13 protein-coding genes are annotated in these 16,240 nt (G+C 45.9%); 3 read left to right on the forward strand and 10 right to left on the reverse strand.

Annotation, left to right across the window (positions count from 1 at the left end):
* The first annotated feature begins 138 nt into the window (after positions 1–138).
* Entirely contained in the window at positions 139–1,137 is a 999-nt protein-coding gene (locus EC604_RS23620) for a TIGR03943 family putative permease subunit (protein ID WP_240037145.1), read from the forward strand.
* Positions 1,138–1,823: 686 nt separating this feature from the next.
* Here the strand turns inward: EC604_RS23620 and EC604_RS23625 are convergent.
* From EC604_RS23625 to EC604_RS23650, 6 genes are all read right to left on the reverse strand, one after another.
* On the reverse strand, positions 1,824–3,125 hold the full coding sequence (locus EC604_RS23625; RefSeq protein WP_123066480.1) for a pyrimidine-nucleoside phosphorylase: 1,302 nt from the start codon (positions 3,123–3,125) through the stop codon (positions 1,824–1,826).
* A gap of 213 nt (positions 3,126–3,338) precedes the next feature.
* Positions 3,339–4,046, reverse strand: coding sequence for a purine-nucleoside phosphorylase (deoD, locus tag EC604_RS23630; protein WP_056691414.1), 708 nt, complete (start codon positions 4,044–4,046; stop codon positions 3,339–3,341).
* Between the two features lie 284 nt (positions 4,047–4,330).
* On the reverse strand, positions 4,331–5,509 hold the full coding sequence (gene deoB / locus EC604_RS23635) for a phosphopentomutase (RefSeq protein ID WP_123066481.1): 1,179 nt from the start codon (positions 5,507–5,509) through the stop codon (positions 4,331–4,333).
* Between the two features lie 37 nt (positions 5,510–5,546).
* Complete coding sequence (locus EC604_RS23640) at positions 5,547–6,737, reverse strand: NupC/NupG family nucleoside CNT transporter (RefSeq protein ID WP_123066482.1); 1,191 nt, start codon at positions 6,735–6,737, stop codon at positions 5,547–5,549.
* 208 nt (positions 6,738–6,945) lie between these two features.
* Entirely contained in the window at positions 6,946–7,593 is a 648-nt protein-coding gene (gene deoC, locus EC604_RS23645; RefSeq protein ID WP_123066530.1) for a deoxyribose-phosphate aldolase, read from the reverse strand.
* 306 nt (positions 7,594–7,899) lie between these two features.
* The gene (locus EC604_RS23650) at positions 7,900–8,838 is read right to left on the reverse strand and encodes a sugar-binding transcriptional regulator (protein WP_123066531.1); all 939 of its coding nucleotides are present in this window, start codon (positions 8,836–8,838) and stop codon (positions 7,900–7,902) included.
* 344 nt (positions 8,839–9,182) lie between these two features.
* On the opposite strand from EC604_RS23650, the gene EC604_RS23655 reads away from it, so the two are divergent.
* Positions 9,183–9,809, forward strand: a complete 627-nt coding sequence (locus tag EC604_RS23655; RefSeq protein WP_123066483.1) for an FMN-dependent NADH-azoreductase — start codon at positions 9,183–9,185, stop codon at positions 9,807–9,809.
* Positions 9,810–9,978: 169 nt separating this feature from the next.
* Here EC604_RS23655 and EC604_RS23660 read toward each other — a convergent pair whose 3' ends face one another.
* From EC604_RS23660 to EC604_RS23675, 4 genes are all read right to left on the reverse strand, one after another.
* The gene (locus tag EC604_RS23660; protein ID WP_123066484.1) at positions 9,979–10,335 is read right to left on the reverse strand and encodes a hypothetical protein; all 357 of its coding nucleotides are present in this window, start codon (positions 10,333–10,335) and stop codon (positions 9,979–9,981) included.
* 189 nt (positions 10,336–10,524) lie between these two features.
* Positions 10,525–11,187, reverse strand: a complete 663-nt coding sequence (locus EC604_RS23665; protein WP_123066485.1) for a class II aldolase/adducin family protein — start codon at positions 11,185–11,187, stop codon at positions 10,525–10,527.
* Between the two features lie 15 nt (positions 11,188–11,202).
* Positions 11,203–12,723 (reverse strand): rhamnulokinase, encoded by a 1,521-nt coding sequence (locus tag EC604_RS23670; RefSeq protein WP_123066486.1) that lies wholly within the window; start codon positions 12,721–12,723, stop codon positions 11,203–11,205.
* Positions 12,724–12,752: 29 nt separating this feature from the next.
* On the reverse strand, positions 12,753–14,543 hold the full coding sequence (locus tag EC604_RS23675; protein WP_123066487.1) for an L-fucose isomerase: 1,791 nt from the start codon (positions 14,541–14,543) through the stop codon (positions 12,753–12,755).
* Between the two features lie 508 nt (positions 14,544–15,051).
* Here EC604_RS23675 and EC604_RS23680 point away from each other — a divergent pair.
* On the forward strand, positions 15,052–16,065 hold the full coding sequence (locus EC604_RS23680; protein ID WP_123066488.1) for a LacI family DNA-binding transcriptional regulator: 1,014 nt from the start codon (positions 15,052–15,054) through the stop codon (positions 16,063–16,065).
* Positions 16,066–16,240 lie beyond the last annotated feature (175 nt).

Below are 16,240 nucleotides of genomic sequence, written 5' to 3' on the forward strand. Positions count from 1 at the left end.
AACTGGTTTGAGCTGAAAGAATACTTGATCTTTTCATTAACAGCATTAATCATTCATGCTATTAAGTATTTTCCCGGCTGGTACCTCATGATTTTGACATGATCCAGAAAGGATTCATATAAGAAAGGAGTGCAGGTCATGGCTCAAGCAAATCATGCGATGAACAAGAACTTTTTTTCAAAAAGGATACTTATTCAATGGCATACGCTCATTCGTGCAGGCTGGATTGGCAGTCTGGCTGTGTATGTTATGCACCTCAAATCGAGCAACTCTCTACATTATTATTTGGTTCCTACGATGCAAAAGCTGCTTCTCGGTTGTGCCGTTCCCCTCCTATTTATTGCTGTTATTATGGCATGGCATGCTTTTGGGAGTCGAAATGAATTCGAATGCGATTGTGAGCATGCTCCTCCTTCCGGCGTGATTCGCAGCTCCATGGTCTACGGTTTGATTGCTTTGCCACTATTGCTGGGTTTTCTACTACCAGATCAAGCTTTAGGCAGTTCGATGGCTAGTCAGAAAGGAATGTCTTTGACGTATGCTCCACCTGAAATAAGGCGTAAAGACCCGCTGCCAGACGCGTCTGCAAAGTTGAGCGTGCAAGATTATACCGTTACGCAAGGCACAAAGCAGCAAAATGACAAGTTATCTGTGACACCTGCCAGTGTGCAGTTTGTGCCGCCGGATGAATACAGCCGCGAATTCGCGGAGCTGGCAGAAAAGTTATACGTACAACCTGTCATCCAGGTGTATCCAGAGATATTCTCGGAAACCCTCGGCACCATTGATATGTTCCAGCGCCAATTCACAGGCAAAGAGATTATGCTGACCGGATTTGTATACCGGGACGATAACATGGAATATACCTCTCATTTTGCATTAGGACGTTTTCTCGTGATGTGCTGTCCAGCAGATGCGGCTCCTTTCGGCGTCATGATTCATATTCCGGATGCCAACAAGTTTGAGAAGGATAGTTGGGTACAGATCCGTGGTACCATTGGCTCGGCGCAAGTCGACGGTAAAGATACGATGGAAATTCAGGCAACGTCCGTAACACCGATTAATCAGCCAGCTTCTCCTTATATTTACACCAATGCCGATTCCGTTAAGGCATATGATAAGATCGTGAGTAAGTGAGTGAGAGAAAGTAGAGCATCATTGAGTTGAAGTGGAGCACTTTACGAAAAGATCGCCAGCACACTTCTATTTCTAACGATCTCAGACGAGCTTATTTAGGTGAAAATAGGCTTTTGAAATTCTAACGATCACCAGAGAGCTTATTTTGCTAAAAACACAAGAAAAAGCCCTTTTTCACATCAAAATTCTAAAATAAGGTTTCCTGTGATCGTTAGAATATTTAAACGCGGGAAATAGCTCAAATAGCGTTCCTTGTGATCGTTAGAAAATTAATCTCATTGGATCGTTTTAGACGCTCCATTTGCACACAAGTTAGTAGCCGAGCTGATGATAATCATGATGATCATGACAATTTAAACTAACGAAGAGCGCCAAAGTAGCACTTTCACGGTTTATAGAGAACCAGAACATTGGACTGAGGATTGTCGTATTATGTACTCAGCCGTGTTTCGAGTTTACGTGCACGTCGTCTCCTAACAAAAAAAGACGGGCAGATTAATACCTGCTCCGTCGTCTTTCATATATTATGTTCGCCTGTATGTTTACAAGTGTGTATCTACAACTGTGTGCCAGTAAGGGATCTCACGACAGTTTTGTGGTAGTCTAGCGGACTGCCATCAGCAGGTAAGTCATGAGTGCATCGTTACCCTGCTTATCTATCCCGCTTATCTACGCAGCATATCCTTTTACTCCGTTACGATATCATGAACCAATACAGGTGCATCAGCATGATCTGCAATGGTGATGTTTTCCTTGATTTTCGCAATCACGGCATCGACATCTTCACGATTCGCATGAATGGTTACCAGAGATTCACCGGCTTTCACTGAATCACCAACTTTTTTGTTCAGCATCAAACCAACCGCCAGATCGATCTCGGACTCTTTCGTTGCACGACCTGCACCAAGCAGCATGGCAGCCGTTCCGATCTCATCCGCAACGATCCCAGCTACATACCCGTCACGATCTGCTGGAACTTCGATTAGATATTGTGCTTGCGGCAAGCGCTCTGGGTGGTCCACCACGGAAGCATCGCCGCCTTGGTTCGCCAAGAAATGTTTAAATTTCTCCAGCGCTTTACCATTCCGGATCACTTCTTTGAGTTTTTCTTCCGCTTGCTCCAGTGAATCAGCTTTACCTGCGAGGAACACCATCTGACGTCCCAGTGCCAGGCACAGTTCTTCCAGATCTTTCGGACCTTTACCTTGCAGTGTAAGAATCGCTTCTTTGACTTCCAGAGCGTTACCGATGGCAAGACCCAATGGCTGAGACATGTCGGAGATAACCGCCATCGTTTTACGTCCTACATTGTTACCAATGCTAACCATAGCGTGTGCCAACTCTTTAGCATCTTCTGTTGTTTTCATAAATGCGCCCGCGCCTGTTTTTACGTCCAGGACGATCGCATCAGCACCTGCTGCAATTTTTTTGCTCATGATGGAGCTGGCGATCAATGGGATCGAGTTGACCGTTGCCGTTACGTCACGAAGTGCGTACAGCTTTTTGTCCGCAGGTGTCAGGTTGCCACTTTGACCGATAACCGCTACTTTGTGTTCGTTTACGAGACGAATAAACTCTTCTTTTTCCAGCTCAACGTGGAACCCAGCAACGGATTCCAGCTTGTCCGTAGTACCGCCTGTGTGTCCCAGACCACGACCAGACATCTTCGCAACAGGTACATCCAGTGCGGCAACAAGTGGCGCAAGTACCAGTGTCGTCGTGTCTCCCACTCCTCCAGTGGAGTGTTTGTCGACTTTAACACCTTCAATGGCAGAAAGATCGATCGTTTCGCCAGAGTTTACCATCGACATTGTCAGATCAGCACGTTCCTTATCCGTCATATCCTTGAAAAATACAGCCATCGCCCATGCGCTGACCTGATAATCCGGGATTTCTCCTTGTGTATATCCTTGAACGACGAAATCGATCTCTTCTGTAGTCAGTTCTTTTCCGTCACGTTTTTTAGCAATAATGTCTACCATTCTCATGATAATCTCTCCTTTTGTAAAATTGATTGTATAGAACACGTGTTGAGCGGGGCCGTTCCGGACCCGGATCGTTCTTTCGAGCGCTGTTGTCTCCAAATTTCTCTGAATCACCATTATCCATGGTTGAAATTCGGAGACAAAGGCGCACGCTTCGCTGCTCCAGAATCGATTCCGGTTCCTTCACTCCATGCTTCAACACCAGTTTCGATAGGTTTACAGTGTAATTGCTGTATCCAACGCCACAACCATCATGTCGTTAAATGTTTTTTGTCGCTCTTCAGCTGAAGTTTCTTCGCCCGTCAGCAAGTGATCACTTACGGTCAGGATTGTCAAAGCGTTCACGCCAAATTTCGCAGCAATGGTGTACAGTGCTGTTGTTTCCATCTCCACGCCAAGCACGCCGTGTTTCATCAATTTCTCAGTCACGGAACGGTCATCGCGATAGAAGGAATCGGAGCTAAATACGTTACCTACGTGGATTTTCATGCCTTTCGCAGTGGCACGGTCATAGGCTTCTTTCAACAACGAAAAAGTCGCAATTGGTGAAAAATCGTACCCACCGAAGACATGTTTGTTCATGCTGGAATCAGTACAAGCTGCTTGAGCAAGGATCACATCACGTACACGTACATGCTCCTGCATTCCTCCGCAAGTACCTACACGAATCAGGTTTTTTACACCATATTCGCTAATAAGCTCGTTCGCATAGATTGCGAAGGATGGAATCCCCATACCCGAACCTTGCACCGAAATCCGGTGACCTTGATATGTACCTGTGAAACCGAGCATGCCACGAACTTCGTTGTAACAAACAACGTCTTCCAGATACGTGTCAGCAATGTATTTCGCGCGCAGCGGATCTCCTGGCAGAAGGATCGTTTCTGCGATATCTCCTGGTTTTGCTCCGATATGTGTACTCATGTGTAATCTCCTCCGATATAGATGATCTGTAGTATGATATAGATGTCCTTGAATTCTGAAATTCGATTCTTTTTGATATCAAGTTTTGTTGATGTCAGTAATATTAGGGTAGCTTATGCCACTCAAGTGTCCCAGAAATTACTTCGAGTTCGGCATCATGACACAGTGCGTCGCATCCAGACAGAGCAGGCACGTACAGGATCAACCCAACCATCCTGAAATGCCTTCTCTGTCCAAGACACTATTTAAAATGCATGTTCATTAAATTCACACCTGAACGCAGTTTACTTCAACTCATTCAAGAAGCTTTTGCCGTACTCCGGTAATTTTACACCAAAGTTATCAGCCACGGTTGCACCAAGATCGGCAAACGTGCTACGCAGTTCAATCTTTTTGCCCTCGCTGAAACGCGGGGAGTAAGCCAGCAGTGGTACATATTCACGCGTATGATCTGTGCCGCGATAGGTTGGATCATTACCATGGTCAGCTGTAATCAGCAGCAGATCATCGTTTGTCATTTTCGCAAAAATCTCAGGTAAACGTGCATCATAATCTTCAAGAGCTTGCGCATAACCTTGTGGATCACGGCGGTGACCGTATAATGCATCGAAATCAACCAGGTTCAGGAAACTGAGTCCAGTGAACTCTTCGTCCAGCGTCTCAGACAACTTGTCCATCCCATCCATATTGGACACCGTACGAACAGCTTTTGTTACGCCTTCACCGTCATAAATGTCAGAGATTTTACCCAGAGCAATCACATCCAGACCGCTATCTTTCAATTCGTTCATCACCGTGCGTCCAAATGGCTTGAGCGCATAATCATGACGGTTCGCTGTACGCTTCCAGTTCCCCGCTTCACCAACGAACGGACGGGCAATAATGCGACCAAGCATGTACGGATCTTCAAGCGTGATTTCACGACAGAATTCACAGATCTCATACAGTTCTTTCAAAGGTACGACGTCTTCATGCGCTGCAATTTGCAGGACAGAGTCAGCTGACGTGTAAACGATTAGCGCGCCTGTTTCCACATGTTCCGCACCCAGTTCATCCAAAATCTCCGTGCCGCTGGCTGGTTTGTTACCAATGACCTTACGACCCGTTTTCTCTTCGATGCGCTGAATTAACTCATCCGGAAAGCCATTCTCGAACACACGGAAAGGTGTATCAATGTATAACCCCATGATCTCCCAATGACCTGTCATCGTGTCTTTGCCTCGGGAAGCTTCCTGCATTTTGGTGTAATACGCTTTAGGTTTATCCGCCACAGGGATACCTTGGATTTCTTCAATGTTGGAGAGTCCGAGACTTCCCATATTCGGCATGTTCAGACCACCACGCTCACGTGCAATATGACCCAACGTATCGACGTCAAAGTCATCAAATTCTGCTGCATCCGGCGCTTCTCCGATTCCTACAGAATCCATTACAATCAGATGTACTCTTTTGAATGTTGACATAAATTAAGCACTCCTTCCAGCTTCCATATTATCCGACTTACAAAAACAGTCCAGTGATGATCGCAGACAGCACGCTAACCAGCGATGCACCGTAAAGCAGCTTCAGACCGAAGCGGGCCACCACATTGCCCTGTTTCTCATGAAGTCCCTTCACTGCACCGGCAATAATACCGATGGAGGAGAAGTTGGCGAAGGATACGAGGAAGACGGATACGATTCCTGTTGTTCTGGCAGACAATCCCGTTTGCTCGCTCAAATTCAGCATCGCCACAAATTCGTTGGACACCATTTTGGTAGCCATAATACTGCCTGCCTGAATCGCTTCTTTCCAAGGGACACCCATAACAAAGGCAAAAGGTGCAAACACATACCCAAGCAGTTCCTGGAACGAAATACCGATTACAGCGCTAAATATTCCGTTAATCAAGGCAATCAGGGCGACAAAACCGATCAGCATCGCCGCTACGACAATTGCTACTTTGAATCCGTCAAGAATGTATTCTCCCAGCATTTCGAAGAACGATTGTTTCTCTTCTTCCCGCACTTCCAATATATCTTCTTCCTCCGTAACCCGATACGGATTGACGATGGAAGCAATGATAAAACCGCCGAAAAGGTTAAGCACAAGCGCTGTCACTACATATTTCGGTTCAATCATTGTCATATAGGCGCCGACAATGGACATCGATACCGTGGACATTGCTGATGCACAGAGGGTATACAGCCGATGTTTCGGCAGTAGCCCGATTTGTTTTTTCACGGAGATGAACACTTCAGATTGCCCCAGAATGGCCGAAGCAACCGCATTATATGATTCCAGCTTGCCCATTCCGTTGATTTTGCTTAGTACCAGACCAATATATTTTATAACAAAAGGTAAGATTCGGATATACTGCAGGATACCAATTAAGGCAGAGATGACCACAATCGGCATTAGCACAGTCAGGAAAAACGGACCACTCCCGCCTTCTGCTCCAATGTTTATAAGACCGCCGAAAACAAAGGTGATCCCTTCGGCTGCATAATCAAGCAAGTTCTTGAATACGGTGGAAAATCCGCCAATCAGCCATGTTCCCACTCCCGTATTCAGCAAAGCATAGGCCAGTACGATCTGTAAAACAATCATTACCGCAAGCGGTCGGTATCGAATCTGTTTCTTACCGTTACTGGCGATATAAGCCAGTCCAAAAACAACGAGTAAGCCAAGGATGGCAATAAGGTATTTCATGTGATCTCTCCTTTGAAGGTCGTTAATCCCGTTGTATAAACTGCTCAAAGGGTTACTGAATCTTATTTTGTGTCATTTCATAACATATATTTCAGAAATTTTATTAAGCGCTTACAAACAACAGGATATATTACGTTTCATTATCAAGTAAAAAATGGCCCTGAACCCTGCCATGCATCTCAGGCAGAGTTCAGGAGATTCACTCATTTTAGTAAGAAGAAGTGGACTGACCACCTTGCATGATTTTCACGCCTGAGCTTGCTCCGATTCGAGTAGCCCCTGCTTCGATCATTTTCTGCATATCTTCGAGACTGCGTACGCCGCCGGATGCTTTAACACCTACGTCCGGACCAACGGTACGACGCATCAGTGCGATATCTTCCGAAGTTGCCCCGCCTGTGGAGAAACCTGTTGATGTTTTCACAAAATCTGCCCCGGCTCTAACAGCCGCTTGACAAGCACGTACTTTTTCATCATCTGTCAACAGACAAGTTTCAATAATTACTTTCACCAAAGTACCTGCCGCAGCTTCAACAACAGCACGAATGTCCTGCTCTACCACATCATCTTTGCCATCTTTCAGCGCACCGATATTAATGACCATGTCTACTTCTGTTGCACCTTTAGCGATAGCATCTTTCGTTTCAAATGCCTTCGTTTCGGAAGTAGATGCCCCCAGAGGGAAGCCAATGACTGTGCAGATATCTACGCCAGTGCCTTTTAGCTGCTCTGCAGCGTAAGATACCCAGCCCGGATTCACACATACAGATGCAAATTGGTACTGCTTCGCTTCTTCCGTCAGCTTGGTAAGCTCGTTGCGAGTTGCGTCTGCACGAAGCAACGTGTGGTCGATCATTTTAGCTAATTGTGGTGTAGTCAATTGAAATCTCTCCCTTATCTGAACTGGTGAACTTTATATCCTTACACTACCATGAACATATGTAAAAATCAACTTGAACATTCGTTCATTCTTCATTTGTGGATCGAAAGGTGAACTTTGTGTTACACCAGAGGAAAATTCCTTCTTCCGTTTATTTTCTGCCTTACAAAGTAAAACATCCGCCCGGATATCATGGCAGATGTTGTCATTGTTAAACTAAATATGAAGTTAGGCCGGTAAGAAGAGAATTCAGCCACATGTGTACTCATCCTCTATGCTTTTCTATAAACGAAGCAATGCCTGCGCTGTGTATTGATCCGTAACCAAAATGTTGGCATACTGGCCTTTCAGAGCCGCGTGAATCGCTTCAATTTTGCGTCCGCCGCCAGCAACGAGAATGGATTTCTCCTTATTTCTTAATTCAGCCAAATCAATCCCGACCGTCCTGCTGTTAATCTCCTCACTGATCAGATGCCCTTCCGCATCAAAAAAACGTGAACAAATGTCACCCGCACCGGACTTCATCAAAAGCTCCTGCTCTTGTTCGTTAAAATATCCCAGCTTGAACAGAAGTGCATCCTCTTTCACCGTTCCTACCGTAAATATGGCGATGTTCGCCTGTCTTCCCAGCTCAACAATGCGTCCAATGTGACGGTCGGCCTCGACCATTTTTTTCACTTCAATATTATCGAAGATCACCGGAAGCGGCAGATACCTGGGAACCGTATGAAAAGCTTCCGCAAACAGATGTACAATATCTGCAGCATAGGTGTTTACATGGGAGTGACTTACGCCCCCTTTGAGCTGTACCACTTCTACGCCTTTGACCTGCTTGGGTCTAAGTTGACGTGCGACCGCATGCATTGTTGTTCCCCATGTCACACCGATAATATCCGCATCCTGCACAGTGTCCTGTAAATAGTCCGCAGCTCTCTTGCTTATATGCTTCTGAATTTCCTCATCACTCTTCAACGGTGCGAAACATACCAGTGCCGTCTCCAGATTGTATTTGGCTTTCAGTTCGCCGCCGATAATATCAATATCCTCCAGCGGGTCCATAATTTCAATGCGCACGTACCCTCGGTCTTTGGCATATTGAAGAAGCCTCGATACGGTAGGACGTGATACCCCCAGTCTTGAGGCAATATCCTGCTGGCTGTAATCGGACTGATAATACAATTTTGCCGCTTCAATGCTTAATCGCTGTTTCTCCAAGTCCATTCCCATGTGCATTCATCTCACTCATCTTATTATCGTTGGAAAATAAAGAAAACGTATAGCCTCAATTTCTGGTATATAGCTGGCTGAACTTGTACGCACAAAGCTCATTCCGCTACAATACTTGTCCTTATATATTATACATATATTAAAGTTTCCATCACTATATTTTGCCAATAGTCAGAATACATGCCACTTTTATCGGTTCAATGATTCACTGTGCTGCCATCTTACCCGAAAAAACGAATAAAAAATAACACCACACCCCATACTACTCCAGTCACTGGAGCTGTTTCGAGAAATATGAACTCAAAACCAAACCAAATTCGAAAGTGAGGACACAAGTTATGTCTACTTTATTGTATATTACTGCCCATCCGCATGATCATCAAACCTCGTTCAGTATGGCTGCCGGCAAAGCGTTTATTGATGCTTACAAAGAAAGTCATACCTCAGACGAAATCATTCATCTCGATCTGTACCGTTCCAATATTCCACACATCGATGCAGATGTATTCAGTGGATGGGGCAAACTGCAAGCTGGAGGCGACCTGAGCTCTGAAGAACAGTCCAAAGTGCAACGGCTAAACGAACTATCTGACCAGTTTGCGAATGCAGACAAATATGTATTTGTTTCACCACTGTGGAACTTCTCCTTCCCTCCTGTACTTAAAGCATATATTGATTCTATCTGTGTGGCAGGCAAAACGTTTCGTTATACGGAGCAAGGTCCGGTAGGACTTCTGACGGATAAAAAAGCATTGCATATTCAAGCCCGTGGCGGTATCTACTCCGAAGGACCTGCGGCTCAGATGGAATCGGGACATCGTTATTTGGGCATCATCATGTCGTTTTTGGGTGTACCAAAGCTGGATGGCATCTTTGTTGAAGGACATAACCAGTTCAAGGATCGTGCGGAGGAGATCAAACAGAAAGGAATTGAAGAAGCACAGCGTTTTGCCAAGCAGTTCTAAATAAGATAAACCGGGCCACACGGCCCGTAACCAGAACCCAACTATCATCCGCCATAATAAGTAATAAAAAAACCGCATCACAGCCCTTAGAGTACAATTTCAAGGGTTGGTGCGGTTTTTTTGTGTAGATCTGTACTATATAACAGCGTTGTAAAACTTATATTTATGCTCAGCCGTTGTGCGTCCCGGCACTGGCACGGCTCATCGTTTCAAGCTTACGAGTAATCGCATGGCGGTCTATTTTTAGTCCCCAGATCAACTCAATAATCTGTTCTTTCTCTTCTGGCTGGTCGGCTTGTTTCAATTGCAGCAACAGTTCATGCATCTGCTCGTTAATGTCTTCAAACTGATTCCAGAGATCTTGCCGCACTTCGGTTGAATCCACGTGATGGTTGGCATCGACTTCTTCCTTCAAAGCTTGCAGGATAGCGTCTTTCCACTCCTCATCACCAAGTTGTTTTGCAATGTTTAGGAGATCCAGATAATCGTCAACAAGAAGAGAGTTCAATTCAGCATATGTTTTCATCGTTTATTGCATCCCCTTTTCGTTCTATTTACCCAGTATTATACTCGGTATTTCTGGTAATGCAATAGTTGTCGAGAAAAAGGGAATCATTTGCTTATCCTCATGTCATATTTTGACGAATCTCACATCCTTGAAATCCTTCCCTTACAACTGTAGAGACTATCTCAATTTTATACCATCAAACCCAGATCAAGATTTAAGCTGCTGCAGTAGCTGAACACGATAAGCTTCGCTCTCAAGGGATTGAATCTCTTTATATTCTGCATCAGTCAAAACTTTAGGTTCGCCTGTAGCCTTGGCAATCATATATACCTTGGCACTTTCCTCTACCACTTGTGTTCGGTAATAGGCTTCACGCAGGTTTTTACCTGTCGTAACCAGACCGTGATTGACGAGAATTAGGGCAGAATGTTCGGTCACCTTAGCAGCAACGGCATCGGCGAGAAGCTTGGTCGTTGGCAGCACATAAGGCACAAATCCGATATCTCCAACCAGGGCGGATTGATCGGGGAACAGGTGCGGAAGATGGTCAAAAATTAGACTGAGGGCTATCGTGTACGCCGGGTGCGTATGCACAATAGCCTGAATATCCGGGTTTGCGCGATAGCAAAACAGATGCATAAGCACTTCAGATGAAGGACGGCTGGCTCCTGCTTGCGTCTCACCTGTCTCTATATCAATTGCGATCCACTCATTGGGCTCTAGTTCCTCTAGCGCGAACCCGCTTGGAGATAAAAGCATCGTATTACCTGAGCGTGCACTAATGTTACCTCCAGGCCCGACAACAAGTCCTTGGGTTACCGCCTTACGGGCATATTTGGTTAGTTCTTCTCTAATCTGCTGTTCAGACAAGTTTCTCCCACTCCTTTATTGCTGGTGTTGTTCCAGTCGGTTGAATTTTCGGTACTTTCCATATGCTTCTTGCCAGCACTCCGCATCTTGAGGTGTATATATCTCCGTATCGAAGGAGGCCGATACAATGTCACGAATCTCCGACAAACCGCCTACTTCACCAAGAGCCACATATTGAAGCAGGCAATTGCCAGCCGAGGATGCCTCAACAGGTCCAGCAATTAACGGAACACCCGTAGCATTTGCAGTAAACTGACAGAGCATGCGATTGCGCACACCACCGCCAACCATATGAATCACAGGAGGTCTTATGCCTGTAATCTGTTCAAGCTCATCCAACGTCTGCCTGAACTCCAGTGCCAAACTTTCCAATATACAGCGAACGATGGCTCCTGCGGTTTCGGGAACCGTTTGGAACGTGCGCTCGCAATACTGTCTGATTCGTTTAGGCATGTCTCCTGGGACCATGAAAACATCATCTCCCGGCGATACCACAGATTGATGTGCCTCTGCTGATGCAGCAAGCTGGATTAGCTCTTCATGAGAGTGTACTCGATTTTCCCGTTCCCACTGGCGTTTACACTCCTGAAGCAACCACAGACCTGAACGATTTTTCAGCGTTCTCACCTTACCGTTCACGGTTCCTTCATTCGTAAATCCAAGCTCAAGAGCCTGCTCACTTAATACAGGTGAATCACGCTCAACCCCCATAAGGGACCATGTTCCACAGCTAATAAATGCATAGTTCGATTCAGTAGCCGGGATTGCCGCCAGTGCTGAAGCCGTATCATGTGATCCCACTGAAACAACTTTCATAGGGGCGATGTACAGTTCTCTAACCAGATCGTCTGATAAATGACCAAGTACGGTTCCTGAGTGAACCAATCGTGGAAATAACGATGCAGGTAAGCCGAGTCGGCTCATTAATGGTTCATTCCATTTCACTTCCCCGCTATGCAACAAACCACTGGTGCTTGCTATCGTATACTCGCACGCTTGCTCGCCAGACAGATAATAGTTAAACAGATCCGGCAGGAATAATGCACGTGTATCCGCATCGGGGTCCATTGTACTGTCTTGTGCTTTGATCTTACTATCCTGAAGGTCACCGAATAATTGAAATATCGTATTGATCTGCTGAGGTAACACCCCCGACATCGCATAAAGCTCTTGTTCACTAACTATCTCAAGTACATCGTTCATGGATTTCGCATGACGTGCATCACGATAATGACGGGGATTGCCACGTAATCTTCCCGCATGATCAATCAGTCCGTAATCCACACCCCATGTATCCACCGCAATGGATTTTATTCGTCCTGACATTCCTTCAGTGCCTTTGCGTATCCCTTGCTTCAGCTCGTAGAATAAACGAAGGAAATCCCAGTACAGTTCATCCCGAAGCTGAACCGGCTCATTAGGAAAGCGATGAACCTCATGCAGCGTCAGTCTGCGCCCATCTAAAGAGCCCCGTACAACTCGACCACTGCCAGCACCAAAATCTGCAGCAAGCACAGATGCAGCCTGATTGCTCATATGAAAGCCTCCTTAGCTCGCTCAGCAACTCAACGATACAACGGTCCAAATACATGACAAGCGCGATAATCTGCACTCTCCGGCTCACTTGTACCAAACAGTCCCCATGCACGCGGACGGAAAACTTCTGTCTCAGGTACATTGTGCATATTTACGGGTATGCGCAGCATCGATGCTAAGGTAATCAGATCAGCACCAATGTGTCCATAAGAGATGGAACCATGATTCGCTCCCCATTGATTCATCACCTCATACACCGAAGTAAACGCTCCGGAGCCCGTAAGAATTGGAGCAAACCAGGTCGATGGCCAAGTTGGATCAGTGCGCTGATCCAGCGTGTCATGAACATGCTCTGGCAAGTCCACCGTGTAACCTTGGGCAATCTGAAGCACGGGTCCCAATCCCTTAACGAGATTCAGACGGGTCATGGTCACAGGCATACCGCCTTTGGTCAAAAAGTCAGCCGAGTATCCTCCACCGCGGAAATACTCAACTGAAGCCGGTCTCCATGAAGTCGCTTTCAGGCAACTCTGGACTTCTTCGTCCGTAATTTCCCAGTAAGGCTTGAGCACAGGCTTGCCATCTCTCGTTTGCTCCCCAGTCCCATCAAGGGCAGCAGAGCCGGAGTTAATCAGATGTAGAATTCCCGCTGCCCCGTGCCCTTCCAGTTGATGTCCAGTCACACGCTTGACCGAATCAGGGCTCCAATACGTGCGCACATCAGCAAAAATCTGAGCCGTGTGTGTCAGTAGTGAACCAAACAACATGGATACACCGTTTAAACTGTCATTCTCCGTTGCCACAAGATAGGGTGCGCGTTTACCATTCCAATCGAACGTGGAATTCAGTATGGATTCTAGGAAATCTCCATTAGGCGCATGATCCGTCCATTGCCTCTGGCCTTGGAAACCAGAAACAATGGCATGATGACCCATAGCTTCCTCATCATATCCAAGTGAAGCAAGCTTTGGATTGCCTGCCATCAGATCTCGTACAATTTGCGTCATTTTAACAACCGTTTCCCACTCGTCGTCTTTACGTTTTCGATCGGACTGAAGATGCTCCGGATTGTTATCCGTTCCTTCACTGCAATAATCCTTCACCCAGGCAAGTGCCCGCTCGTATTCCTCAGGATCATAGATTTCTTCTTCGATCCTCCGTGTCAATTCGCTCATATCCACATATTCGTTTCGCATGCCCAGATATTCCTGGAAAAAAGAATCATTCACGATGGAACCTGCAATCCCCATCGACACGGAGCCAATGGACAAATACGCCTGCCCCTTCATTGTGGCCGCCGCAAGTCCAGCACGGCTAAACCGAAGTAACTTGTCGCGCACATCATCTGGAATGGTAGTATCACCGCCGTCCTGAACATCTTCACCGTATATGCCGAACGCAGGAATCCCTTTCTGTGCATGTGCAGACAGCACAGCAGCCAAATATACGGCTCCTGGCCGCTCTGTGCCGTTAAAGCCCCAGATAGCCGTTGGTATCGACGGTGACATATCCATCGTTTCCGTACCATAACACCAGCAAGGCGTGACCGTAATCGTTACACCCACATTCGAACGGCTGAACAACGCCGCTGCGGACGCTGCTTCGGCGACACCGCCGATACAGGTCTCCGCGACCACGCATTCGACTGGAGAACCATCGGCATAACGAAGCTCGGATGAGATCAGCTCAGCTACTGACGTTGCCATGCGCATCGTTTGTTCTTCCAATGACTCACGCACACCCTTGCGTCTGCCATCTATTGTGGGACGAATACCAATCTTGGGAAAAGGCTGATGATAACGATAATCTGAATGAGTCATGCGAGAACGTCCTCCTTTTAGTGCATTTCAATAAATGCATGTGGAATTGAGAATATTCTGACTGAACGATGAGCGACAAAAGAAAAAGAAATCAGATCATACTACCGGGTGAACATTTGCCGATAACCACACACGTTGAATATTTGAATGCGTTTACATAACTCTCTAAAAAAATAAACCACTCTCATTAATCATCATCCAATGTCATTCACTGTACCTTGGTGGACAATGAAACCATCATGAAAAATAACGAGAACGGTCGCTGTGTTGAGTAAATAAATGAATTTATAGAGATCATTTTGCAGAAATAACCTATAGAACGATTTATCTTAACTATACTTAAATCAGACTAAAACAGAGCTTAATCCAGCAATTTAAAGACCAGTTAAGATCATAAAATGTCTCTGAGGGTTATCGGTAACCCAAACATACCACGCACCTATGTTGCTGTCAATTACCATTATCCATTAAAATGAAAGGACTATGCTGTGGAAAGGTTCGATTCCATTTGATTACAATCTATGATATTGCCAAAAAAGCAAATGTCTCTGCGATGACTGTCTCCAAAGTCATTAATCGCACAGGTCGCATCAGCACGGCTACACGTGAACGTGTGCAGCAGGTCATCGATGAACTGGGCTATATCCCAAACTCCAATGCACGAAGTCTGGTGCTGCAGCGAACTCATATGCTGTCTCTGCTAATTACGGACATTACCAACCCTTTCTATACAACGCTGGCCCGTGGAGCCGAGGATGCTGCGCATCTTCGGGGTTATCGTGTTTTATTTGGCAACAGTGACGAGGATTATCGAAAAGAAAAAGAGTATGTGGAGGCAATCCTGTCGACGCGGGTAGATGGCGTGCTCTTTGCACCCGCGGGAGATCGCTCTCTCCCCCATCTGCAACAGTTGCAGGCTCGAAACATTCCATTTGTGTTTTTGGATCGAACCGTGCCCGGAATCACTTCAGATGTGATTGCTGGAGACAGCCGTGAAGGCGCAATAGAGCTCATACGTTACCTTATTGAACTTGGACACGAGCACATTGCACTGGTCAACGGGTCTTCTGAAGTTTCGACTGCCAGACTGCGTGAAGATGGTTATATCGAAGGACTGAAGGAAGCAGGGATAACACCTGATCCTTCACTTATACTTCGTACAAGCTATCGTGATTTTAGTGATGATGAAGGGTTGGAACGTTTGCTCTCCAGATCACAGCAGCCTACAGCTATTTTTGCGGCAAACAACATGCTGGCGATTGGAGTGATCCGTCTGCTTCGCAAACGAGGACTTAGAGTACCCGAGGATATCTCTGTCGTTTGTTTCGATGACCTTGATCTGGCTTCTGCCTTTGATCCTTTTCTGACCGTCATTGCACAACCTGCTTATGAATTCGGATACCAAGGGATGCAGATGCTGATTGACCGGATTGAAGGAAAACTGTCACCTGCCGCTGAAACGATGATTTTACCTTCCAAGCTGCGAATACGTACATCGGCTTCTGTTCCGCCTACTAATTGATGATATACAAGTTGAACTAGAGATTTTGCACAGTCCACTCCGATGACAGAGTTCAAGTAAGAATACAAAAAACAGGACGTACCCGAGATCGTATCTCTGGTCATCCTGTTTTTTATGATCAATTTAAGCTTTTAGTTGAATACAAGCGTATCTCTATAGCTCACTTATAATAACG

Origin of the sequence: Paenibacillus amylolyticus (genome assembly GCF_003719335.1) — a bacterium.
Taxonomy (GTDB): Bacteria; Bacillota; Bacilli; order Paenibacillales; family Paenibacillaceae; genus Paenibacillus; species Paenibacillus amylolyticus_D.

Coding starts and splice junctions, on each gene's coding strand:
- EC604_RS23620 (WP_240037145.1), top strand. CDS start 139: ATGGCTCAAGCAAATCATGCGATGAACAAGAACTTTTTTTCAAAAAGG.
- EC604_RS23625 (WP_123066480.1), bottom strand. CDS start 3,125: ATGAGAATGGTAGACATTATTGCTAAAAAACGTGACGGAAAAGAACTG.
- deoD (WP_056691414.1), bottom strand. CDS start 4,046: ATGAGTACACATATCGGAGCAAAACCAGGAGATATCGCAGAAACGATC.
- deoB (WP_123066481.1), bottom strand. CDS start 5,509: ATGTCAACATTCAAAAGAGTACATCTGATTGTAATGGATTCTGTAGGA.
- EC604_RS23640 (WP_123066482.1), bottom strand. CDS start 6,737: ATGAAATACCTTATTGCCATCCTTGGCTTACTCGTTGTTTTTGGACTG.
- deoC (WP_123066530.1), bottom strand. CDS start 7,593: ATGATCGACCACACGTTGCTTCGTGCAGACGCAACTCGCAACGAGCTT.
- EC604_RS23650 (WP_123066531.1), bottom strand. CDS start 8,838: ATGGACTTGGAGAAACAGCGATTAAGCATTGAAGCGGCAAAATTGTAT.
- EC604_RS23655 (WP_123066483.1), top strand. CDS start 9,183: ATGTCTACTTTATTGTATATTACTGCCCATCCGCATGATCATCAAACC.
- EC604_RS23660 (WP_123066484.1), bottom strand. CDS start 10,335: ATGAAAACATATGCTGAATTGAACTCTCTTCTTGTTGACGATTATCTG.
- EC604_RS23670 (WP_123066486.1), bottom strand. CDS start 12,723: ATGAGCAATCAGGCTGCATCTGTGCTTGCTGCAGATTTTGGTGCTGGC.
- EC604_RS23675 (WP_123066487.1), bottom strand. CDS start 14,543: ATGACTCATTCAGATTATCGTTATCATCAGCCTTTTCCCAAGATTGGT.